Annotated in this window: 23 protein-coding genes; 3 read left to right on the top strand and 20 right to left on the bottom strand. The window is 38.8% G+C overall.

The genetic code is table 11. The annotated features are described in order from the left end of the window. Positions 1–7: 7 nt before the first annotated feature. From LKI_RS09615 to parE, 12 genes are all read right to left on the bottom strand, one after another. On the bottom strand, positions 8–1,189 hold the full coding sequence (locus LKI_RS09615) for an aminotransferase class I/II-fold pyridoxal phosphate-dependent enzyme (RefSeq protein WP_013103957.1): 1,182 nt from the start codon (positions 1,187–1,189) through the stop codon (positions 8–10). A 96-nt stretch (positions 1,190–1,285) separates the two neighbouring features. After that, positions 1,286–1,639, bottom strand: coding sequence for a 30S ribosome-binding factor RbfA (rbfA, locus tag LKI_RS09610; RefSeq protein ID WP_013103956.1), 354 nt, complete (start codon positions 1,637–1,639; stop codon positions 1,286–1,288). 55 nt (positions 1,640–1,694) lie between these two features. Continuing rightward, a complete protein-coding gene (infB, locus tag LKI_RS09605; protein ID WP_013103955.1) occupies positions 1,695–4,196 on the bottom strand; it encodes a translation initiation factor IF-2 in 2,502 nt (833 codons plus the stop codon). Beyond that, the gene (locus tag LKI_RS09600; protein ID WP_013103954.1) at positions 4,197–4,517 is read right to left on the bottom strand and encodes a L7Ae/L30e/S12e/Gadd45 family ribosomal protein; all 321 of its coding nucleotides are present in this window, start codon (positions 4,515–4,517) and stop codon (positions 4,197–4,199) included. Next, positions 4,507–4,803 (bottom strand): RNase P modulator RnpM, encoded by a 297-nt coding sequence (gene rnpM / locus LKI_RS09595; protein ID WP_013975027.1) that lies wholly within the window; start codon positions 4,801–4,803, stop codon positions 4,507–4,509. The genes LKI_RS09600 and rnpM overlap by 11 nt, the downstream gene beginning before the upstream one ends. Positions 4,804–4,869: 66 nt before the next feature. Continuing rightward, the gene (gene nusA, locus LKI_RS09590) at positions 4,870–5,961 is read right to left on the bottom strand and encodes a transcription termination factor NusA (protein ID WP_013103952.1); all 1,092 of its coding nucleotides are present in this window, start codon (positions 5,959–5,961) and stop codon (positions 4,870–4,872) included. A 104-nt stretch (positions 5,962–6,065) separates the two neighbouring features. Further along, complete coding sequence (locus LKI_RS09585; protein WP_013103951.1) at positions 6,066–6,542, bottom strand: ribosome maturation factor RimP; 477 nt, start codon at positions 6,540–6,542, stop codon at positions 6,066–6,068. Between the two features lie 327 nt (positions 6,543–6,869). Next, complete coding sequence (gene rpsN, locus LKI_RS09580; protein WP_013103950.1) at positions 6,870–7,139, bottom strand: 30S ribosomal protein S14; 270 nt, start codon at positions 7,137–7,139, stop codon at positions 6,870–6,872. Between the two features lies 1 nt (position 7,140). Then, a complete protein-coding gene (rpmG, locus tag LKI_RS09575; protein WP_002815032.1) occupies positions 7,141–7,290 on the bottom strand; it encodes a 50S ribosomal protein L33 in 150 nt (49 codons plus the stop codon). A gap of 168 nt (positions 7,291–7,458) precedes the next feature. Continuing rightward, entirely contained in the window at positions 7,459–8,364 is a 906-nt protein-coding gene (locus LKI_RS09570; protein ID WP_013103949.1) for a manganese-dependent inorganic pyrophosphatase, read from the bottom strand. Positions 8,365–8,412: 48 nt separating this feature from the next. Continuing rightward, complete coding sequence (parC, locus tag LKI_RS09565; RefSeq protein WP_013103948.1) at positions 8,413–10,851, bottom strand: DNA topoisomerase IV subunit A; 2,439 nt, start codon at positions 10,849–10,851, stop codon at positions 8,413–8,415. A 126-nt stretch (positions 10,852–10,977) separates the two neighbouring features. Continuing rightward, on the bottom strand, positions 10,978–13,035 hold the full coding sequence (gene parE, locus LKI_RS09560; RefSeq protein ID WP_013103947.1) for a DNA topoisomerase IV subunit B: 2,058 nt from the start codon (positions 13,033–13,035) through the stop codon (positions 10,978–10,980). 203 nt (positions 13,036–13,238) lie between these two features. On the opposite strand from parE, the gene plsY reads away from it, so the two are divergent. Beyond that, positions 13,239–13,859, top strand: coding sequence for a glycerol-3-phosphate 1-O-acyltransferase PlsY (plsY, locus tag LKI_RS09555; protein ID WP_013103946.1), 621 nt, complete (start codon positions 13,239–13,241; stop codon positions 13,857–13,859). A 24-nt stretch (positions 13,860–13,883) separates the two neighbouring features. On the opposite strand, the gene dtd is transcribed toward plsY, so the two are convergent. Both dtd and LKI_RS09545 read right to left on the bottom strand, forming a co-directional pair. Beyond that, positions 13,884–14,330, bottom strand: a complete 447-nt coding sequence (dtd, locus tag LKI_RS09550) for a D-aminoacyl-tRNA deacylase (protein WP_013103945.1) — start codon at positions 14,328–14,330, stop codon at positions 13,884–13,886. 36 nt (positions 14,331–14,366) lie between these two features. Continuing rightward, a complete protein-coding gene (locus LKI_RS09545; protein ID WP_041773611.1) occupies positions 14,367–16,604 on the bottom strand; it encodes a RelA/SpoT family protein in 2,238 nt (745 codons plus the stop codon). Positions 16,605–16,840: 236 nt separating this feature from the next. Between LKI_RS09545 and LKI_RS09540 the strand changes: the two genes are divergently transcribed. Continuing rightward, positions 16,841–18,073 carry an MFS transporter gene (locus tag LKI_RS09540; protein WP_013103943.1) on the top strand — a complete coding sequence of 411 codons (1,233 nt, stop codon included), beginning with the start codon at positions 16,841–16,843 and terminating at the stop codon, positions 18,071–18,073. A 112-nt stretch (positions 18,074–18,185) separates the two neighbouring features. On the opposite strand, the gene LKI_RS09535 is transcribed toward LKI_RS09540, so the two are convergent. The 6 genes from LKI_RS09535 to LKI_RS09510 all read right to left on the bottom strand — a co-directional run bounded on the left by LKI_RS09535 (position 18,186) and on the right by LKI_RS09510 (position 23,986). Beyond that, complete coding sequence (locus tag LKI_RS09535) at positions 18,186–18,479, bottom strand: DUF7671 family protein (protein WP_013103942.1); 294 nt, start codon at positions 18,477–18,479, stop codon at positions 18,186–18,188. Then, positions 18,472–20,985 carry a carbamoyl phosphate synthase preATP-grasp domain-containing protein gene (locus LKI_RS09530; RefSeq protein WP_013103941.1) on the bottom strand — a complete coding sequence of 838 codons (2,514 nt, stop codon included), beginning with the start codon at positions 20,983–20,985 and terminating at the stop codon, positions 18,472–18,474. The genes LKI_RS09535 and LKI_RS09530 overlap by 8 nt, the downstream gene beginning before the upstream one ends. Next, complete coding sequence (locus LKI_RS09525; protein WP_187286380.1) at positions 20,966–22,045, bottom strand: carbamoyl phosphate synthase small subunit; 1,080 nt, start codon at positions 22,043–22,045, stop codon at positions 20,966–20,968. Before LKI_RS09525 ends, LKI_RS09530 begins: the two co-directional genes overlap by 20 nt. A gap of 62 nt (positions 22,046–22,107) precedes the next feature. Beyond that, positions 22,108–22,635: a bifunctional pyr operon transcriptional regulator/uracil phosphoribosyltransferase PyrR gene (gene pyrR / locus LKI_RS09520; RefSeq protein ID WP_013103939.1), complete on the bottom strand. Its 528-nt coding sequence runs from the start codon at positions 22,633–22,635 to the stop codon at positions 22,108–22,110. A 45-nt stretch (positions 22,636–22,680) separates the two neighbouring features. Further along, positions 22,681–23,607: an RluA family pseudouridine synthase gene (locus tag LKI_RS09515; protein WP_013103938.1), complete on the bottom strand. Its 927-nt coding sequence runs from the start codon at positions 23,605–23,607 to the stop codon at positions 22,681–22,683. Beyond that, positions 23,585–23,986: an EbsA family protein gene (locus LKI_RS09510; RefSeq protein ID WP_013103937.1), complete on the bottom strand. Its 402-nt coding sequence runs from the start codon at positions 23,984–23,986 to the stop codon at positions 23,585–23,587. The genes LKI_RS09515 and LKI_RS09510 overlap by 23 nt, the downstream gene beginning before the upstream one ends. Positions 23,987–24,172: 186 nt before the next feature. Between LKI_RS09510 and LKI_RS09505 the strand changes: the two genes are divergently transcribed. Beyond that, a complete protein-coding gene (locus tag LKI_RS09505; protein ID WP_013103936.1) occupies positions 24,173–24,562 on the top strand; it encodes a ribonuclease HI family protein in 390 nt (129 codons plus the stop codon). The last annotated feature ends 9 nt before the right edge of the window (positions 24,563–24,571 follow it).

Raw genomic sequence — 24,571 nt, 5'->3', positions numbered from 1 at the left:
CCACCTTTTATTCATTCTCACGTAGTTCATTAATATAAGCTGTCAATCGGCGCATGCCCTCATCTAAATCGGCATCAGATGCCGCATATGAAATTCGAATATAAGCTTTTGCAGATTCACCAAAACCTGATCCAGGAATGACTGCTACTTTACCCTCATGTGCCAATTTTAAAGCAAATGCATCACCATCATCCCCTAAGTCAATTGGTAACTTAGCGAACAAATAGAAGGCCCCTTCTGGTGACACGACATCGAAGCCCAAATTTTGCAACTGAGGTAGTATACGATCACGACGTGCTTTGTATTGATCGCGCATAACAAATGGCGTATCAGTTACATCACGCAACGCAACAACTGCGGCATCCTGAATAAATGTTGGTATTGCAAACGTCAACGCACCATGAACTTTTTGCATCTCCGCAATGACATCCGCTGCGCCAAGAATGAAGCCAACACGATATCCTGTCATGGCATGTGATTTTGATAAACCATTAATATACACAGTCTGTTCAGGAATAATTTCTGCAAATGACACGTGCTCTTGATCATATGTTAGCACTGAGTATATCTCATCAGAAATTACCCATATTTTATGTTTTTTAAATGTTTCTGCTAAAGCCATAATTTCATCACGTGAATAAGTGACACCTGTGGGATTAGTTGGATAATTCATTAAGATTGCTCTGACAGGAACAGTAGCACTAGTTACTGCCTCATCAATCATTTCAGGTGTTAACTTAAAACGATTTGAAGATGTATCAATTGTGATTTTCTGTCCGTGTGCTAAATCTAACGATGTAAAATATGGACCATATGTTGGTTCGGGTACCAACAAGCCTTCGCCAATACCTAGTAAAGTATTTAATACGACATTGATTGCCTCGCTAACACCAAGTGTGACAATCACATTGTCTTCACCAGCATAATTCAAATGATAGGTTTTATTAAAATATTTTACTGCTTCCAAACGTAATTCTTTTTCGCCTTGGCTCTCAGCATAATGTGAGCGGTCAATATTGATTGCGTTTATGGCTGCTTGTTTGATCCGCCCATCTACTGCAAAACCTGGTTCGCCTAATGTTAATTTTAAAATACCAGGAATATCTCGAATAGCTTTTTGAAATCCTAATAATTTATCTGGTGCCATTTCAAAAATTATTGAATTTAAAGGTTGAATAAAATTGGTCATTTTTAGAATTCCTTATTTTTAATCAAATTATGGTAATTCCATTTTAACACAAAAAACGCTATCCTATACGGATAGCATTAATTTGTTTATAACTTATTAATTATCAGTATGAAGCTTACGAATCAAATCTTCAATATGATTACCATACTGAATTGATTGATCGCGCACAAACTTCAATTCTGGTGTTTTATATACTGTCAATCGTGAACCTAATTCTTTACGAATCAATCCACTAGCAGCATCCAAGCCTGCTTGTGCTTTTTGACCAACACTTGCCAAGTCTGACAAAGTACTATAGTAAATAGTTGCAATTTGTAAATCACCAGACAACTCAACGCTAGTTATCGTAATGTCTTGCACACGTGGATCATTAATTCGCTTGAGCAGCAAATCGGTTACATCGCGTTGAACTTCTTGTGCAAGGCGACCCGCACGTTGTGGATTAGCCATGAATTTGTGCCCCTTTCTTTTTTAGAAAACACATCTGTTCAAAATATCAATTATATTATTTAACTTTAACTTCTGCCATGACATAGGCCTCTACAGTATCACCAACCTGCACATCATTATACTTAGCAACAGTAAAGCCAAATTCATAACCCATCTTAACTTCATTCACTGAATCTTTACCACGTTGTAATGACGCAACTTCACCATCATAAACAACCACACCGTCACGAATAACACGGACTTTAGATTCTTTAGTGATTTTACCTTCTTCAACCATAGCACCGGCAATGATACCAACTTTAGAAAACTTGAATAATTCCTTGACAGCAATCGTTCCAATTATCTTTTCTTCATAAACTGGTTCTAGTTGACCCTTCATAGCTGCTTCAACATCATCTATAGCATTATAAATGACATTGTAGAAACGAATATCAACTTTATCAGAATCAGCTTGAGATTTTGCCAATGGTGTCGGACGAACATTGAAGCCAATAATAATGGCACCTGAGGCCGATGCTAATGTCACATCCGATTCATTAATCGCTCCGGCAGCCGTGTGAATAATGTCAACACGAACGCCATCTACTTCAATCTTCTTCAAAGAGCCAGAAAGCGCTTCAACAGAACCTTGTACATCAGCTTTAACAATAACTGGAACAGTTTTCATAGCTTTTTCAGACATTGTACTAAATAACGTATCCAAAGTTACAACAGAACCAGAATTACGAATAGCTTCTTGTGCACGTTTTGCACGTTCTTCTCCGGCTGCACGTGCAGTCTTTTCATCAGCCATGACAATGAAACGATCTCCTGCTTGCGGAACATCATTTAAGCCAGTTATTTGAACAGGCGTAGCAGGCAATGCTTCTTCAAGATCTACGCCGCGTTCGTTAGTCATCGTTCGAACACGACCATATGTGTTACCAACAACAATTGGATCACCAACGCGCATTGTGCCTTGTTGTACTAAGACAGTTGCAACTGGACCCCTACCTCTATCTAAACGCGCTTCAACCACAGATCCACGGGCTGGCATATCAGGATTAGCTTTTAGTTCAAGCACTTCAGCTTGAAGTAAAATCATTTCGAGCAGTTCATCAACATTTTGGCCAAATTTAGCGGAAATTTTAACAAATATTGTGTCACCACCATATTCCTCAGGTACTAAGTCGTAAGCCATCAACTGATTCATCACATCATCTGGATTAGCACCTGGCTTATCAATCTTGTTGACTGCCACAATAATAGGTGTTCCAGCAGCTTTTGCGTGATTAATTGCCTCAATTGTTTGTGGCATTACGCCATCATCTGCTGCAACAACCAAAATGGTCAAGTCGGTAACGTTTGCGCCACGCGCACGCATTTCTGTAAACGCTGCGTGCCCAGGTGTGTCCAAAAATGTAATTGTCTTACCATTTAACTGTGCTTGATAAGCACCTATGTGCTGTGTTATGCCACCAGCTTCACCATCTGTTACATGAGAATTACGTAGATAATCCAACAAAGTTGTTTTACCATGATCAACGTGACCCATAATTGTAACAACTGGTGGACGCGGCACTAGATTACCTTCATCAATGTTATCATTATCAAAGAATCGGTCGATATCTGCAACATCTTCCTCTTCTTTAACTTGTGCATCAATACCATAATCTGCTGCCAAAATTTCAATCGTGTCAGTATCCAATGATTGGTTTTGGTTAGTCATAATACCAAGTAAAAACAATTTTTTAATAATTTCTGCTGTATCTCGGTGTAATAACTTCGACAAATCCTGAACGTTCATACCAATGCGATATTCCAAAACTTCTGGTAATGGTTGCTTTTTTCGCTCTGTTACAGGTACGACAGGACCTTTTTTAGCCGCAATACGTCGAGATTTTTTTGAACCACGAGGTTTGTCATTACGGCGAGGTGTTTGTTGACCAGTCCCTGCTGTATTACGTTTACGTGAATTATTACGAGCTGAATTATTGCCAGATGCCAATGCCCCACCAAATTTACCTGCTCCTGCTGTTGTAGCAGTTGCAGGTTGTGTTGCCGCTTTGTTTTCAGGCTTTTTAACCTCAGCAGGTTTTACTGCTGGTGCGGATTTCTTTGGCTCTTTTGCAGCCGCGACAGCTTGCTTACGTTTTTCATTTTCACTAACATATTGTTTCAAACTGTTGTCAGTTTTCTTTGAATAATCCACTTGACCTTCACGAGGCTTTGTTGACCAATTCTTTTTTTCACGAACGGCTGGGCGCCCCTCTGCTGCTTGAACACGTGAACCTGGACGTCGATTACGATTTTGACCACTAGTATTTGAACGAGTGCCAGTACCATTTGGTCGACTCTGATTTGTTGCATTACGGTTTTGTTGTCCCTGAGCACTTCCTGAACGCGTTGCCACCGGTTTGTTAGGACGAGGCGTTGAACCACCACCATTACTTGTCGTTCCACCATCAGTCAATTTTGCTGCGTGACGACGTTGTGATGCTGGTAATTCTTTACGTTCTGGAACTGCTTGTTTTCTTGCAGGACGGTTTGACCCTGAGAATTTCTTTTCTTCTGTCATTTAGTTCCGCTCCTTTTCTAAAATTAATTGTTTAATTTTCCGACTAAAGCCACGATCAGCAATTGCAAATATACTGCGATTGACACCAATAGCATCAGTTAATTGTGTCTTGGTATAGTCTTGGATTAGTGTTACATGATAAAAATTTGATTTATCAGCAAATTTTTTGCTTTGGCTTTGGCCCCCATCGCTTGGGAAAAACGCTATTTGCACTTTATTGCCACGAATGGCACTCAACGTTGAGTCCGAACCCAATACGAGCTTCCCAGCACGCATTGCCAATCCAAGCAGGTTTAAAATCTGATCATCTTTAGTTATCACCAAACAACTCCCGACGCGCCTGCTGATGGTCAACATATGCAATGAGCTCATCATAGAATTCATCAGATACTTTAACCTCAAATGTTTTATCAAAAATACGTTTTTTCTTCGCTTCTGTTGCAATATCACGATCTAGCCCAATATATGCACCACGGCCATTAGCCTTAGATGTTGGGTCTAAAGTAACATTTCCTTCTTTATCCCGCACAACTCGAACAAGTTCTTTTTTAGGAAACATTTCACCTGTCACGATATCTTTTCGCATTGGTATTTTTCTAGGTTTCATGGCTACTCGCGTGCTGTAAACATTCTATCAAATGGCAATGTTCACAACACATTTCCTTTCTAAAATTTATTCGTTAGTCTTGTCCGTTGTAGGGACATCATTTGTCAGCGCACTTGCTGCTTCACTTTCAGATTTAATATCAATTTTAAAACCTGTTAGACGTGCAGCTAAACGAGCATTTTGACCTTTTTTACCAATGGCTAATGATAGCTGGTTATCTGGTACAATAACTGTCACTGCGCGTTCATTTTCAGGATCAAATATAACATCAGCCACTTCGGATGGATTTAGAGCATTGGCAATATATTGCGCCTCATCTTCAACCCATTCAACGATATCCATGTTTTCACCGCCCAGTTCGTTAACAACGGCTTGAACACGTCCACCTCTTTGGCCAACCATAGCGCCAACTGGATCTAAATCTGTGTCATGCGTATAAACGGCAATTTTTGAACGATCACCTGCTTCACGAGAAATATTCATAATCTCAACAGTACCATCATATACTTCCGGTACTTCTTGTTCAAATAAACGCTTAACCAAATCAGGAGCCGTACGTGATACAAATATTTGTGGGCCCTTAGCATTATTTTCGACTTTATTAACTAACACTTTAATACGGTCACCCATCCGGTAATGCTCATTTGGCATTTGATCGTTTGGCGCCATAGCGGCCTCTTGATTACCCGGTAATGTCAAGTATAAGAATCTTGCATCTTGCCGGTCAACTTCACCAGTAATAATTTCATCTTGATAGTCCGCAAACTTATTATAAATTGCTTCTCGACCCGCTTCACGCATTTTTTGCACAATAACTTGCTTTGCAGCTTGTGCAGCCATACGTCCAAAATCTTTTGGTGTCACATCAAAACGAATTTCATCACCAGGTTCATAAGCTCGATTAATTGCTAACGCATCTTGTAAAGCAATTTCCGTATCTTCGTTTTCAAAATCTTCATCCAAGACAACACTCTTAACCTGTTTAATGGCAACGTTTCCCTTTTTGGTGTCAAACACTGCCTCCACATTTTGTTCAGCATTATATTGCTTTTTATAAGCTGCTCTCAAAGCATCTTCCAATGCTTCAATAACAACCGTTCGTTCTATCCCGCGTTCGGCTTCAAGGGCATCGAGCGCATCGACTAGTTCTTTACTCATTCGCCTATCCTCATCTAATTAGTAGCGTGTACATTTAGTCATTTTATTAGGGGGCCGTAGTCTCTATTCAAACCCACCTAACTATTCTCACAAACACGTTTATGTTAAAACTGAATGTTCAGCACTGCTTTTGCAATCTCATCAAAATTAAGTACTAGTTCATCTGCTTCCGTAGCTAAAACCAAACCGTCATCAGTTAACGATGAAATATTTCCTTGCCACTTCTTTTGACCATTTTTAGCAACAAAGAGAGAAATCAAGACTTCCTCTTCACTCTCTTGAGCCCATTTGAAGTGCCACGGTTTGATCAATGGTCGATCGGCACCAGGAGACGAAATATCTAGCAGATATGGTTCTGGAATTGGGTCAGGGTCAGTCGTATCTAATAGTTCATTAACCTCTTGTGTAAAATCAGTTAGATCCGTCATTGTAATAGATTCATGATTGGGCTTGTCTAGTAAAATTCTCAAAACCTTTTGTCCACCTTCTCTGGTGTATGATAAATCCCACAAGAGCTTGTCTCTTTTTTCAACAATCGGTGTAATGAGTACCGTTATCTTTTGTTCTACTTTATTCGCCATTTACTTACCCTCCCTTGATGAATTTTGTAATGTATTGCAAGCAAGTGCCAATCCCATAAAAAATGAGCCGGCCGCATAAGATGCGACCCGCTCATTTACAAAACTTATGTAAATTAACACTTATTATTATAACGTGATATACATAAAAATGCAAATATACAACAAAAAAAATCACATTTCTGCGATTTCTGCTAGTTTGTGAACCTTTATGACCCCATTCGCTTTGCTCATTGAGGCAGTCACTGTATTTAGCTGATGCTAATAATTGACTTTTAACGTGCCCACGTAATGCTCATGGTGTAAGTTACGCTGTTCGCGCAAAAACATTTACCAAGAAGCTTTACGAACACCAGGAATTTGACCCTTGTGTGCCAATTGGCGGAAGTTCAAACGTGACATACCAAACTCACGCATGTAAGCATGAGGACGACCATCAATCCAGTCGCGGTTGTGCACACGTACAGGAGATGAATCCTTTGGCAAAGCAGCCAAACCGATGAAGTCACCTGCAGCCTTTAATTCAGCACGCTTTGTAGCATACTTTGCAACCAAAGCTTCACGCTTTTGCGCTTTAGCAATTTTTGACTTTTTTGCCATTTTACTTAATCTCCTTAAATGTTACAACTTTACGAAGTTTTGGTGAGTACTTCTTCAACTCAAGACGATCGGGTGTATTACGACGATTTTTTGACGTCAAGTAAATACGTTCACCAGTTTCGTCATTTCCTAGAACAACGTGAATACGCATATTCTTACTCCTTAGTGTGGTTTGTTAAAATTATTTGCTTGTCAATACAAATAATTATTATACATGAACATGACAGCAGTGTAAAGGTATTTTCTAAATTCCTACGAAAATCTGTTCGGAAATTCAATTAAACTGCCATCAGGCTAACTATTTATCAAAAAGTGCCGATTAAAATTGTTTTTCTAAAGGTGGAACAACTTGCTTCTTACGCGAAACAACACCAGGCAAATCAATGACATTGTTCTGTATTTTTTTATCAAATGCACCCTCAATCGCTGCCGCTGCATCACCGAGATACACAGCTTTTGAATTAGAATTTAAAATATCAGTAATGACAAATAAGAAATCTTCGTATCCTTCTTCAACCATTGCCGCTTCAATACCTGATTGCCGTGACAGAACCTCATCAATATCAACTGTATTGACTTGTCCTATGCGGAATTGATGACCACCCATTTCAAATGACTTGGCATCCCCATCAATTAATTCTTTATCTGTACGTGAAGATAAATCTGTTCCAGCCTTTAAAAGTGCCAAACCATATGTTTCATAATCAGTTACACCAGCAATTTGAGCCAGTGCTTCTAAAGCAGGTTGATCATAAGATGTTGTCGTTGGACTTTTTAACAGCAGTGTATCTGAGATAATAGCTGAAGCCATCAAACCAGCAATTTTTGAAGGAATCGTCACATTGGCTTGCTTGAATTCATAATACAAAATTGTTGCTACTGAACCCCAAGGCTTAGCTGTAATATATAAAGGTGTCGTATTTGTAAAGGCAAATTTATGATGATCATAAATCCCCTCAACAACAACATCAGCCAAATTATCAACTGATTGTGCAGCTTCGTTGTGATCAACTAATACAACTGTCTCTGTATCAGCATTTGCAATAACACGTGGTGCAGTTACCGAAAAGTAGTCCAACGCGAATTGTGTTTCGGCATTTGGTGTACCTTGCGCAACTGCTTCAGTATCTTCACCCATTTCATTTAATAAGTAACTCGCAGCAATTGCAGATGCAATTGTATCTGTGTCAGGGTTTTTGTGCCCGAAAACTAAAGTCTTAGCCATTCGTTCATATCTCCTAAAAGTTTATACGTTTATTTTATCAGAAAATGCTTAGTTTGTCGCTTTAATCGTTAGTGGTTTAATATACCATGGTTCCCCATTCTTTTTAACATCAACAACATATTGGCCATTGCCCACACGTTGTGATGGGCGATAATCACTTAATTGCAAATTTTGAGTTTGCCAACGCGTTGTTAAAATTTCTAACGCTGTTTCGTTATTACCAAAAATAGTAGCCGTTGCCACATGATAAGCAACTGTCTTTTTTTGCGTGAAAATCAGGAGTCCTTTATTAGCACGCTTTGACATATTAATTTCTGAAATTGGCATATATTTAAATGCACCGTTCCTAGCAACGATAGCAACCTGCTGAGTCTTATCAGTGATAAATAATGCAGCCATGATAAGATCATCGCCTCGCAAGTCCATTGCTTTAACACCAGCTGTCCGCGGTCCAATTTCTGGTACGTCAGTTAATTTGAAGCGTAGTCCAATACCATGATGTGACAATAACAACACCTCAGGGGTAGCCGTTGCCTTAAAGTATGACACGTTAACAACATAACTCGCATCGGTCTTTAATTTAATTGCCATGGCGGTTTTTTTCTTATAGGCCTTTGGCAACATGTCATTTAAGGTGGTTTGTTTAATAAAGCCATCATTTGAAACAATGGTAAATGCACCACCCTGATCCAATGTATCCACAACAGCGGCCTGAATCACAAACTCATCTGCATGCCAATTCGATAGTTGTTGCGAAAAATGTTCACCAGTATCTTTCCATTTCGAATCTGGTAATTCATGAACTGGTCGATAAATCAGATTCCCTTTATTAGTAAACATAAATAAATGTTGTGTTGTATTTAATTGCCCTTCAAAAACAACCATATCATCATCAGCTAACCCATTATCAGAGTCTGAGGCCTTGTAAGAGCGTATTGATGACCGTTTATAATAACCATTACGAGAAACAAGGACTTGCACGTCTTCTTCTGCAATCGTTACTGCCGTATCAATCACCAAGTCTTCAACTTCCGCTTCAATTTCTGATCGTCTTTGAGAACGGTAGCTTGTTGTAATTGCCGTAATTTCATCGCGAATGACATCATTTAATGCTGATGCTTCGTTAATAATTAGAGTTAATCGGTCAATTTTGGCTGCTAATGTTGCAAACTCTTCTTCCAATTGTGTCACATCCGTATTAGTCAAACGATACAACTGTAACGTGACTATGGCTTCGGCTTGTGGTTGCGTGAATTGAAATTGTGTTATTAAGTTTTGCGTAGCGTCTCTACGATTTTTTGAAGCACGAATTGTAGCTACAACCTGATCTAAGATTGACAACATGCGTATCAATCCCTCAACAATATGTTGCCTTGCTTGCGCTTTAGCTAATTCATAAGCTGAGCGTTTCAACACCACCTCTTTACGGAAACCAAGAAAGGCTTGCAATCCTTGCTTAAGACCAACATGAACTGGTCGTTGATCATGAATGGCCACCATATTAAAATTATAAGCAATCTGTAGATCTGTCTTCTTAAACAAATAAGTTAAAATACCTTCAGCATTAGCATCTTTAGTCAGTTCAATGACAATAGACATCCCTTCGCGGTCTGATTCATCACGCACTTCTGAAATGCCAGCAACCTCTTTATTTAACCGAATGCCATCAATTTTGGAAACTAAATTAGATTTAACTACTTCATATGGTAGTTCAGTGACTTCAATTTTTTTTTTGCCACCTTTTAGTTCTGATATTGCGGTTTTAGCACGTACAACAATTTTACCTCGTCCGGTTTTATAAGCTTTTTTAATACCATCAAGGCCTTGGATTATTCCTCCAGTTGGAAAATCAGGGCCCTTGACGTATCGCATTAAGGTTGACAAAGGTGCCTCAGGATGATCCAATAGGTACGTTAACGCAGCATTAATTTCTTTTAAATTATGTGGTGGAATTTCTGTGGCATATCCTGCTGATATACCAGTTGCACCATTAATAAACAAACTCGGAATACGAGAAGGCAACACTGTTGGCTCATATGTTGTATCATCAAAATTCAAAACCATGTCAACAGTCTCTTGTCCCAAGTCTGCCATCATTTCACCAGCTATTTTTGACAAACGCGCCTCGGTATAACGCATTGCCGCTGCAGGGTCATTATCAATTGAACCGTTATTACCATTCATATCGATTAAAGGTTCACGAACTTTCCAGTCTTGCGATAAGCGTACCATTGCCTCATAAATAGAGGAATCACCGTGCGGGTGAAAATTACCCATGACGTTACCAACAGACTTTGCTGACTTTCGATAAGGATGATCATATGTATTACCATCTTGATCCATCGCAAAAAGAATACGTCGTTGCACTGGCTTCAGCCCATCACGAATATCTGGCAATGCACGTTCTTGAATAATATATTTTGAGTAGCGTCCAAAACGCTCACCCATCACTGCTTCCAGTGAAAGTTCAGTTATACGATCTGCCATATATGCGAATGCCTGCTTATCTCAATTAAGTAGGCCTATTTCCTTTCAAATAAATGAGTTATGTAAAGACCATGCACAATTGTACACGGTTAATTGATATATCATAAAGTACACAATAAAAATCAATTAATTTTGCCAATTTTTTATCACCGGATCACTTGTCACTGATGATTTATCCTTATTATTTTTTTCATGCTGACGGGCTTTTTCAAAAACATCACTTGACTTAGTATCATCGCCATCAACTGTATCCAGAATAGACCCCGCTTCGTCCAAAGTAAAATGAACATTGGCTTCAATCCACTCTCGACGAGGCTCAACTTTATCACCCATCAACGTTGTGACACGCTTCTCAGCTAATACTGCGTCATCAATTTTAACGCGTATTAAAGTTCGTGTTTCTGGGTTCATTGTGGTTTCCCAAAGAAGTGGTGCATTCATTTCGCCAAGACCTTTAAACCGAGTTAACTCATAACGCGCTTCATTTTGGCTTGTAATCGTTTCTAACTCATCGTTTGTCCACGCAAATTTATCGTCAAACTTCTTTGACGCATACTTCACACGATACAGTGGTGGCAACGCAATATAAACACGTCCCGCTTCAATCAAGGGGCGCATATATTTATAAAAGAAGGTTAACAGCAAGGTTTGAATATGAGCACCATCATCATCGGCATCAGTCATAATGATTATTTTATTAAATGCTGTGTCTGCTACCTTGAAATCATTACCAACACCACCACCAATTGCATAGATTAATGTTGATATTTCTTCGTTCTTCAAAATATCAACTAACTTAGCCTTCTCTGTGTTCAAAACTTTACCACGTAGTGGCAAGATAGCTTGAAATTTACGGTCACGCCCTTGTTTAGCAGAACCACCGGCCGAATCACCTTCGACAAGAAAAAGTTCATTACGTTCTGCGTTCTTTGATTGCGCTGGCGCCAATTTACCTGATAGTAAACGTTCTTTTTGACCCTTTGCCTTGCCTGTTCGACTTTCATCACGCGCCTTACGAGCGGCCTCGCGCGCCTCACGTGCACGAATTGCCTTTCGAATTAAGTTCTGACCAAAATCACCATTCTCCATCAAAAAACGCCCAAGTGTTTCGTTGACAACTGAGTCCACAATACCACGAGCTTCAGGTGTTCCTAATTTATCTTTTGTCTGACCTTCGAATTGTAAGAATTGTTCCGGTACTCGCAATGAAATAACAGCTGCTAGCCCCTCTCTAACATCTGTTCCTTCAAGATTTTTATCTTTTTCTTTTAAAAGATTAACCTTTCGTGCATATTCATTGAAAGCCTTAGTCCAAGCCGTTCGAAAACCAACTTCATGTGTCCCACCATCTTGCGTTCTAACATTATTGACAAATGATAATAGTGTTTCAGAATAACCATCATTGTATTGTGCGGCAACATCAACCACAATGCCTGATTGTTCGCCTTCAAAAGTCATCACAGGACCAATGGTGCCCTTATCTTCGTTCAAAAAGCCAACGAAAGCTTCTAATCCCTTTTCATAATGATAAGTCTCCACTCGAGCAGGTTTTACCCGCTCATCAGTCAGTGAAAATTTAACACCTGACATTAAGAAGGCTGATTCACGGAGCCTTTCAGACAAAGTATCATACTTATAGACAACGGCACTAAATATTGTTGGATCTGGCTTAAACGTCACGGTAGTGCCAGACTTCTCTTTAGTCACACCTAAATCCCGCAACGTGCCAACTGGTTGCCCCCCATTAGTAAAATCTTCCTGCCATTTATGGCCATCGCGAACAATGGTAACCTGTAAACTTTCTGATAAGGCGTTAACAACGGATGAACCAACGCCATGAAGGCCTCCAGAAGTAGCATAACCACCTTGACCAAATTTACCACCAGCATGAAGAACAGTTAAAATAACTTCTGGCGTTGGTTTACCCGACTCATGAAGACCAACGGGCATACCACGTCCAAAATCTTGAACAGTAATTGAATTATTTGAATGAATGGTAACACGTATGTCATTACCAAAACCACCCAGTGCTTCATCCACCGCGTTATCAACAATTTCATAAACTAAATGATGCAAACCACGACCGTCTGTCGATCCGATATACATCCCAGGACGTTTACGCACAGCCTCAAGGCCTTCTAAAATTTTTATTGAATCTGAATCATAATGGTTTTTTTCTGCCATGAATACTCATATCTTTCTTAATTTAAAACATTGTCATGATCGAACAGTTGTTCATTTTCATGCATCAATCTATATTATCATAGAGTAAAAATCACATTCTGACAAGTACAAATATTTTATTTTAATTAAGTTACCCCCTCTACTATCTGTTTTTATGATAGAATTAACTCTGTGTTGACGCACAACTATAAGGAGTTCAAATTATGTTTTTAATCATATTAATGTTTATTCTATCTTATCTTCTAGGTTCTCTCATGCCTGGTCTTTGGATTGGTCAAGTCTTTTATCATAAGGATATTCGTGATGAAGGATCCGGTAATATTGGCACAACTAATTCTTTTAGAGTGCTTGGACCTGTTGCCGGTGTTGTCACATTAACATTAGATTTATTAAAAGGCACTGCAGCTGGTTTACTGCCTCTTTTGTTCCATAGTCATATTAATCCGATGTTAGTTGGTATTGCTGCAATTATTGGCCACACTTTCTCAATTTGGCTTAAATTCAAAGGCGGTAAGGCCGTTGCTACCTCAGCTGGCGTGTTACTGGCTTATAACCCTCAATTTTTCATGCTAGTAATTCTAATTTTTATTCTAATATTGATTTTAACCTCTATGGTTTCTCTTAGCGCAATGATTAGTTTCAGTTTTGCTGTCATCACCTCGCTATTCTATCATGATTTCACTTTAACATTTGTTGCTGCAATTTTAACAATTTTCGTTTTTTATCGACATCGTTCAAATATTAAACGTATAAAAAATGGTACAGAAAGTACCGTGCCATTTGGTATCTATGCTATGATTCGTAAAAAAAATAATAAAAAATGACTTTGCTTGGAGCAAAGTCATTTTTTATTGGTGTTGTGTATCAAAAAGAATGGTTACGGGCCCATCATTAACTAAAGAAACTTGCATATCAGCACCGAATTCACCCGTCTTAACCAGCAACCCATTACGTCGTAATGAAGCATTAAACTGATCATATAAATTTGCTGCCAAATCAGGTGCTCCCGCATCTGTAAAACTTGGTCTGTTACCTTTTTTTGTGTTAGCAAACAATGTAAATTGTGAAATAGACAATATTTGTCCTTGAACATCATGAATACTTAAATTCATCCGACCATCGCTATCTTCAAAAATACGTAATCGTTTAATTTTGTGCACTAAATAATCAATATCTGCCTGTGTATCATCATCTGATACACCAACCAGTAGTACATAACCTTGTCCTATGTCACCAAGTTGTTGATTGTTAACAGAGACACTTGCTTCTTTAACACGCTGTAATACAATTTTCATAATTTAAAACTCCTAGATTGTCCATGATTTTCGTGGTTAATGGAAGGTACGTTCCACATCATAAACAGCTGGTAAACTATTGAGTGAATCCATAATTATATTTAATTGCTCACTATTCTTGACACCCAGTGATAATGACACTTGTGCCATACTATTTTTAGTCACATGACCATTAACAGAGTTAACAAATTTTGTTCGATTGTTAACTGTACGCAAAACGTCATTCAATAAGCCATTACGATTTTCGCCATGCACAGTTAAGTCAGCATCATAATTCGGTTTTAGACCCTTTTTATCTTCCCACTCAACATCAACTAACCGTTGCCCCTCAGTTTGAGCAGCACGAATATTTGGGCAGCCAACGCGATGAACAGATATGCCACGTCCCTTGGTGATATATCCTTTTATTTGATCACCTGGAACCGGTGTACAACAACGCCCTAACCGAACTAATAAATTATCAACACCTGCAATAATAATATTATCTGAGGTACCCTTTTGTCGTTGCGTCAGCGCAGTCTCATCACGCTTGATTTCATGCCCTTCCTCCAAAAGTTCCCGTTGTAATTCGGCCGTCTCTACTTCTTGTTGTGCTTCGCGAATGCCCTCTGTGAGTTTATTTGATACACCTGGTACTGCCACATCACCATAACCCATGGCAGCAAACATATCATCATATGAATGATAATGTAGCGCCTCAGCTGCTTTAATTAGATGACTCGTGGTTAACAAATCAGACACGTTAAAACCAGTTTCTCGTAAATGACGTGTCAATAACTCCCGACCTGCTTCGATATTGTCATCACGGTCTAATTGTTTAAAATATTGTTTAATCTTATTACGCGCACGCCGTGTTGAGACTAAGTCTAACCAATCACGACTCGGCTTAGCCGTAGAACTTGTAATAATTTCAATAATATCGCCTGTTTTAATTTTATAATCCAACGGCACGATGCGACCATTTACCTTTGCGCCAGTTGTTGTGATTCCCACATTAGTATGTATCGAAAAAGCCATATCTAGCGGCCCAGCACCCTTAGCCAATTCAAACACATCGCCACGTGGTGTAAAAGCATAGACACGATCACTAAATAAATCACCTTGTACGCCAGCCATGAAATCCTCGGCGCTTTTAGCATCCTCTTGTAATTCTAAGATACCTTGAATCACATTCAAGGCTTGTTGGCTATGGTCGCTAACCCTAGCTTCCTTGTTAGAACCTTTGTTCTTTTTATATGCCCAATGTGCTGCAACACCAAATTCAGCTACTTCATGCATGCTATGTGTTCGAATTTGCACTTCTAAAGGTCGGCCACCTGGCCCGATAACAGTCGTATGTAGACTTTGATAACCATTGGCTTTTGGTAAGGCAATATAATCTTTAAAACGACCCGGCAAAGGCATCCACTTAGAGTGAATGGCGCCCAGTACAGCATATGTATCTGGAATCGTATCGGTCAAAACACGCACAGCTGATAAATCATAAATTTCCTCAAATGCTTTGTGTTTATCAGTCATTTTACGATAAATAGAGTAAATATGCTTTGGTCGACCATAAACACTCACATTGTGCAGTTCTAAATCTTGAATCGCTTTTTGAATTTCGGAAACAGCTTCTTGCACATAACGAATACGTTCATCACGTTTCATATTCATTTGTGAAGCAATACTATGATACTTTTCTGGATCTAAATAACTTAAAGACAGATCCTCGAGTTCCCACTTAATTGTACTAATTCCTAAGCGATCAGCTAACGGTGCATAAATATCTAAGGTTTCGTTGGCAATACGGCGTTGTTTATCTTCACGTAAGGCACCTAATGTCCGCATATTATGCAATCGGTCAGCTAGTTTCACAATGATGACACGAATATCTTTTGACATCGCCAAAAGCAACTTACGGTGATTTTCTGCCAATTGTTCTTGCGAATTTTTATATCGAATTTTACTAATTTTAGTGACGCCATCAATAATCTGGGCAATTGTACGACCAAATTTAGCTTCAACATCTGCTAGTGTTGCTGTTGTATCTTCAACAACGTCATGCAAATAACCAGAAATGACAGTTGCAGTATCCATTTTGATTTCAGCTAAAATGCCTGCAACTTGGATAGGATGAACAATATAAGGCTCACCAGATTGACGTAATTGTTTTTTGTGCAAATCAGACGCCCACTCATAAGCCTCTTTTACTTTTGCAGTATCAGATTCTGACATGTATCGTGATACTAACGTCAGTACCTCTTCACCTGTATACTTTTTTGTTTTAGCCATAATTTTAAACATACCAAATCAATCATATATTGCCATTGAATTGATATTTTTTCCCCTCATATATTCCGGAAGACACATCACTATTTTAAAAACCGCAGTATGCCTTTTGACGTTTTTTATACGTATTTTAATTATAATAAAAATTTAATGTTTTCACAAGACTAGTCTTATAACGTGCATATTTTAACAAATAGGCATAAACTAGTAATATCATTTTTAAAAAGAGGAATCACTATATGTCTAAAAGTACCAAAAAAACGTCAGATGCCGAATTTCTTTGGCAACGTAACGTTTTTGTTCTTTGGTTTGGTGTGTTTATGACCGGTATTGCACTAAGCGAAGTGATGCCATTTTTAGCACTCTACATTGACACATTAGGCCATTTTAATAAAAACCAACTTAGCTTTTACTCTGGTGCCGTTTTTGCAATTTCATTCCTTGTTACCGCTATTGTGTCTCCTTTTTGGGGTAAATTAGCTGATCGTAAGGGTCGAAAACTCATGTTATTACGCGCTGCAATTGGCATGTCTCTTGTGATGTTTTTGATGGGAAATGTGACTAACGTCTGGCAACTTTTCATATTACGCGCCTTGCAAGGTGCGATGGGTGGTTTTATATCAAATGCTAATGCTTTAGTTGCCACACAAACACCTAAAAAGCACGCTGGCAAAGCGCTTGGTATTTTAGTTACTGGCATGACTGCTGGCAATTTAATCGGTCCCCTGTTTGGTGGCCTCTTGGCGACCTTTTTTAGCTATCGTATGTCATTTCATATCACCGGTGTTATTTTATTCTTAGTATTTCTAGTAACCCTATTTCTTGTTAAAGAAACACCACAGATCATGTCAAAAGATAAAAATACTCCGGAAATACCGAATATATGGCAACATGTACCTGATAAACGACTCATTGTTGGCTTATTTATCACCACGATGTTGATACAAACTGTTAATACATCCATCAATCCTATTATTAGTTTGTTTGTACGTGAATTAATGAATCATGCATCTAACACAACCTTCATCGCCGGCGTAGTTGCAGCCATGCCAGGCATTGCGACTGTTATCGCGGCCCCAACTTTTGGTCGCGTTGGCGATCATGTCGGCACAGCACGCATGATTAAAATAGGCTTTGCAGTAGCTATCGTCGCCTTCATACCAACTGCATTTGTGACAAGTATTGGCATGCTCATGTTTTTTCGTTTTCTAGTGGGTATTAGCGATGCTACAATGCTACCGGCTGTTCAAACATTATTATCAAAAAAATCGCCAAAAGAAATGACTGGGCGTATTTTTAGTTATAATCAAAGCTTTCAATCTTTAGGGTCTGTCATGGGCCCAATGTTTGGGGCTCTGATTGCTAGTAAATTTGATTATCGTGGCATTTTTATTTTTAGTGCTGGTCTCATTGTTATCAATGCTGTTTTATTTAACATCACAACACGAAATAGCCAACTAACAACTCATTAACTGGTAAACTTGCCTACCTAGTGACTTTAAATAAATAAAAGACCAAGTATGCACAGATACTTGGCCTTTTATTCATTTATTCAAGAAAAAATCATAACATAATTTGTCCAGTCTATAACCATAGTTGCAATTTTGTCTGCTCAACATACAAATTTGTCCAACGTTGCAAGGGAACAAAATCATGCCGTTGGCTAAATTTCAACTTTTCAACCCCTATCACGGCAACTGCTTGACCTGTTTCTGTTATAAATATTTGACCAATCTTTTTGAATTGGCCTTTTGTATGTTTTCCGGTTCGCCAAATATGAGGCATCGATTCAGCACGAGGAACGTATTGTCCAGAAGCATCTTGATTCAGGGTAACACCAGTAAAAACATGTACAGTATATTTTTTACTATCACCCATAGCGTTGCACACTCACACCTATTTCAAATCTTGTCCCATCTATCACTTTATTCGGCTGTAGATGCAAACGATAATTGACATCAGAAGCTATCATGCCTAATTGATCCGTCATTAAACGCGCATTAACTGTGGATAATATCACGTGGTCCTCCTCAGTCATCTCCTCAATCGCTGCTCTGATAGTGAGACGAATCCATTGAATCTGCATGGCTTTTGTTAAATACGCTACCTGACCAAACGGCATTGGCCGCAACCACGTATCATGTCCAATATTTGATATATCAACATGTTCTTTCCAATGTATCGTATTCTGATGCCAAATCACTTGATATACACCTGGATTATCAATATGTGTTGCCAAGTGATCATCTGGCATTTTGGCGATTTGAGGAATGATACGCATCTCACCTGCCATATGTTGGGTCACATTTATTGGATAACTATCATGCCCATCATAAAAAAAATTCAAAGCAAACTCTGACTGATTTTCATTGGGCCCATTGGGGGTATGCCGTTCTTTTGGTAGGATAACCACACGCTGCCCCAAGTTACGCAAAGCTTTTATCAACTTTCGTCGATTACCTGGAATAACAATAAACTGTGGTTTTTCGAGTTCCACCACGCGCATAACATCTGAAATTTCAAGTGGCTCAAGATATTGTTTATCTGCCAAGTGTGGTAACAAGGTTGCATCACTTGGATTATTATTCATAATAATAGTTGGATACTGTAGACGCCGTAATTCAGACAAAGTTATCGTTGTCGCATAACCGCCCGATGCTGCATCCCCCATACGAAAAGCACCTGATCCAATGACTAATACGGCATTTTCATGAATTTGGACGGACTCATTTTCTGTTTCATATGTTGCATAGTATTGACGCGCATTTTCTGGAAATTCACCAGCCGAGGGTTCCACTGCCTTGTAAGAAACGCTAATATTATTTTCTTTTGCTAATGTACGAATGATATTAAAATCCGTATGCCAAAATCGAGCCAATAAACCATCTGATAAACCATATCGCTTACCACGCCTCAAAGACTGAATATTATCTGTATCCGCTTCAATTTCAACTTCAAGTGTATGCAAATGTTTTAATTGATAAAAATAAAATTCGTCAATAGCGGTCAATTCAGCAAGCTCATCTATCTCATAACCACGTCTAATTGCTTCAATGAGTAACAAAACACGATTATCTTGTGGATGAATAAGTTGTTGTATGAGTTCATCATCATTAATATTAGCCATATTCGTCGGTGAAAAACTAGCATTATTGAAGTGCGCTGATCTGATAGCTTTTTCTAATGATTCAATAAACGTCCGACCAAAGCCAAGTGTGGTACCAATAGATTTCTGAACACTATTAAGTTGCCTTTTAACTGACACACCTGCTTCTGCTAATTCACCAAACGGGAATACTGGCAATTTCACAACAACATGATCCATCATCGGTTCCATCATCGCAGCGTTAATACCAAAATTATGCGGTAATACAATATCTTCTAATGCAATGCCCATGGCTAAATTAACCGCCACAAGCATTGTTGGATAACCTGTCGCAAGTGCCATTCGTGTGGCCATTTGATCAATGTAAGGCGACACCTTAATGATATAAATTCTACGCGTCTCATCGTCAACTGCAAATTGCACATGCATAATACCTTGTAGCCGTATCATATCTGCTACTCTAAAGGCATAATCGCGCATTTTACCAATAAGTTGATCTTGAATTGTTAAAATCGGCGATACGCTCAACGAATCTGACGTATGAATACCAATAGGGTCCATATCTTCACTAGCCCCAATTTGCATTTTATTGCCACGAAAATCACGTAACACCTCTAAACTAACTTCTTTTAGACCGTTAATTGCTCGTGAAATAATAACTTCTTGTGTCACAGACTGAACTTTTGCCAGATTAATTGCCTCTTCAAAATCATCCAAACGCTCTACCACATGACGCGTATTTGTTTGCTTCGGATGTAAAGCACGAACCATCAATGGTAATTGTAGTTCTCGTAATAATTCATTAGCCTCATCTTGAGCTTTTACTACATAATTATTAATAACAGGCAGCCCATGATCTGACATAAATGCTGTCATTGCAGGTAAATTGTTCACTTTGAGCAGCATATCAATGGTTAATCCCAATGTGTGTGGCACTGTACCATCACCATGCGTCCAGCTCTGTACCACTTCTGCCCATAATCTCAATGATGATTGTCCACCAAATAGTGGCGCAACCGTATCAATTTGATGTTCTCGAATAATGTTCTTGATATTTTCAACGGTCAGTTGCTGCCAAAACGTTGTCGCCGCTAGGCTTTCAAGAGATAAAGCATAGGGATTTTCATCAATCACAAAAACCTCGACACCATGACCACGTAATTCAGGCATGACCTGATAAATAGCAGCATCATGCTCAGCTTCACGTCCAAAGTCATTAGACCCTGCACCTATAAATAAAACTTTTTTAATTTCTTTGTTAATTGTACTGTTCGACATAATCTTCTACCGTTTCAAAAAAATCAGCAAATACAGCCGTTGCTTCAAGTGGGCCCGGTGCCGCATCTGGAAAAAATTGGACACTAAACGCTGGAAATTCACGATGCCGCAACCCTTGAACAGCACCATCCACCAAATCACGATAGGTCACAAATAGCTTCTTTCGGTTAATGGTCCCCTCATCTACAGCATAGCCCTGACCTTGCATGGCATAAAATATTTGACGAGAAATGATTTCTTGAATCGGATGGTTCATACCATGATGTTCTGACGGTAATGGTTTAAGTTCTGCGCCATTTGCCAAAGCAAATAACTCATGACCTAAACCAATTCCTAACATTGGTACTTTTGACTGTAACACTCTTATCAACGTCAAAACGCTTTCTGGTAATGTTCTAGGATCGCCTGGTCCCGTAGATAAAATAATACCGTCAGGGTCTAAAGTTAAAACTTCTTCTACACTAGTCGTGTAAGGCAATACCGATACATTGGCATCATAATCACCTAACATGCGTAAAATACCGTGTTTTAGTCCAAAATCAATGACAACAATATGACGACCTCTACCAGGGTTAGCATATGCTTTTGGGGTCGCTGTATTTTGAACCTGCTTATTAGTTAAAACAGTTGCCACTAATTGGTCTACAGCGTGCTCATCTGCATAGTCAACGATTGTTGCCTTTTGTGGCCCTGTTTCACGTAAATGACGAATGAGTTGCCGAGTATCTACTTGGTATAGGCCTGGAATATTATGCTGTTTTAAAAATCGATCCAAATTCATACGACGTTGACGATTGACAGAGACTTCAGCTAAGTCATGAACAATCATGCCGCTAATCGTTGGTTTTACTGATTCATATGCCTCCGCATGAATGCCGGCAGCACCAATAACCGGCATCGCAAAAACAATCATCTGCCCATCATAAATAGGATCAGTAATGATTTCTTGATAGCCAGTCATGGCTGTATGAAAAATAATTTCTCCAAATGTAGTTGCTGGCGAACCAAAACCAAGGCCTTGAAATATCGTACCATCTTCAAGGATTAAGTGACGTTTCATCATGTTTTTTAATATGTACGACTCTTTATCTAAATCAACTAAATAAGACGCACAGTCTCCTATCAGTGTACAATTTCAACCGCATCACGGCCATCAATTTCTTGAACGAAAACTTTAATTTTTTCGTTTTGAGCTGTTGGAATATTTTTACCAACAAAATCTGCACGGATTGGCAGTTCTCGATGCCCACGATCAACCAAAACCGCTAAAGAAATTGTTTTTGGACGGCCAATATGAATCAAGGCATCCAACGCTGCACGAATCGTACGGCCAGTAAATAAAACATCATCAATTAGTACGATGTTTTTATCAGCAATATTCGTTCTCTCTTCATCATTTAATCCTAGGCTATCATCATGATTTAAAACATCATCGCGGAAATTTGTAATATCAATTGCCATAACAGGAATTTTCACTTCTTCGAGTTGTTCCAATCTACTTGCGATACGATGAGCTAAAAACTCACCACGAGTTTTAATCCCTACAAGAACCAAATCTTGGCCCCCCTTGTTACGTTCAATAATTTCATAAGTAATACGCGTTAATGCACGCTGGAGAGATGCATTATCAAGCACTTCTTTATTTGCCATAGTAATTTTAATACATGACTATTTGTCACATATTCTCCTTCCAAATTAAATATCGGTTTGATTAATCGGTGTGAGTGTTGCCAAAGCTTCCTGAAAATAGGTTGGTAGTGAACTATCAAATCTCAATTCTTCACCAGTTGTTGGTTGCGTTAATGACAATGTTTTAGCATGCAACAACTGTCCCATTAGAGATACGTCAGCTAATTTTTGCGCATTTCCGTAAACCGGATCTCCTACTATAGGATGTCCAATATAGGTTAAATGCACGCGAATCTGATGTGTACGTCCAGTTTCTAAACGCACCTTTAATAACGTGAAACCAACATAGCGATGAACAACTTCAAAATGTGTTATTGCCTCACGCCCACCTACTTGAACAGCTTGCCTCTTACGATCAACTGGATGACGTCCAATTGGTGCGTTGATTGTACCTGAATCTTCAGAAAATTCACCACGCACTAGCGCATAATAAATACGATCATTTTTATGCGCTTTTAATTGTGCAGACAAGGCTTTGTGTGCAACATCGTTTTTAGCAACCATCAATAAGCCACTTGTATCGCGATCAATACGGTGGACGATTCCCGGCCGAAACGTGCCATTAATTGTCGACAACGGTGCGTGATGTAGTAAAGCATTGACAAGCGTTCCTGAAGAATGTCCGGCAGCTGGGTGAACTACCATCCCCTGTGGCTTGTTAACCACTAAAATATCGTTATCTTCGTAAACAATATCAAGTGGTATATCTTCAGCAATAATCTCAGTTGAAGCCACTTCAGGCGGAAAAATGCTAATTGTGTCTCCCACGCTGACTTTATAAGAGCGTTTTACTTTATTATTGTTAACCAAAATATGCCCATTTTGTAACCATTCCGCTAATGTTGTCCTTGAGTATTGTAAGTCCTCTTTTGCCAAAATAGCATCAATACGGCCAACTTGCGTTGTAATATTAATTATTGTTTTTTCCATCATAGATATTCATATATTCCTTAATCTGATTCGCAATATTTTGACTCAACAAATATTTACGTACACGCCCAGCACGTGTAAATGACAAGACACGCCCCTTTAATTGCCAATTTTCTATGGCTGTCAAAGAGATTTTTTCGTAATCTGACACAAAGACGCGTCCTAAAAATAATTGTGAGCCGGCAACATAAATACGTCGACGTAAAATTAGTGCGACGCCTAAGGCTAATACCGCTAAAATATACGCCATTGAAATGATTTCAATTTTAAATGCCATTTCACCCCATACAATTATGCCAGCCATCAGAAAGATTAGCCACCATAACCAGCCAATTTGTCCTGCTATATCTAATGGTTGAAAAAAACCGCGTTTAGGTACCATATTTTGCCTCTACTTTGCTTAGCTATTTTAAATTTGTTGTCTGGTCTATCATCATGAGTTGCTACTCTTTATTTTACCATGTATTTTAATTGAATTTGGATAACTTTCCTTAGAAAACACGGTATAATTTAATCTAGAAACATTTTTTCAAATTTAACATACTAGTCGAATGGGAGAACTAATGTCTTGATAACCCTTTATTTTGATGCAGCTCGTCATGTCACGTCTGGTTTGAGCGCTGCTGGTGCAGTTATGATTATTAATAAACAGCAAAAACAACTTAAAACACGTATTCGGATGACAAAAGATAATCACGAAGCTGAATTTTATGGCTTAATTTGGGCACTACAGCAATTACCAAATACGACTGATATGCTACAAATATACAGCGACTCACAAATTGTAATTGATGCACTTCATAAAAACTACGCTAAACATTACCAACCGCTTGTCGATATTATTATGTCCTTATTAGCCTCACATACGATTGTGTTAAGCCAGTGGATTCCTGAAAAATCTAACCTTGGCGCTCATAATCTTGCATTACAAGCACTAAAAAATAGCCACGCCAGATAAACTTTTTTA

Source organism: Leuconostoc kimchii IMSNU 11154, assembly GCF_000092505.1.
In the GTDB taxonomy this organism is placed as follows: Bacteria; Bacillota; Bacilli; order Lactobacillales; family Lactobacillaceae; genus Leuconostoc; species Leuconostoc kimchii.
The sequence above is the reverse complement of the archived record's forward strand: the minus strand, read 5'-3'. Positions and strand labels throughout refer to the sequence as shown.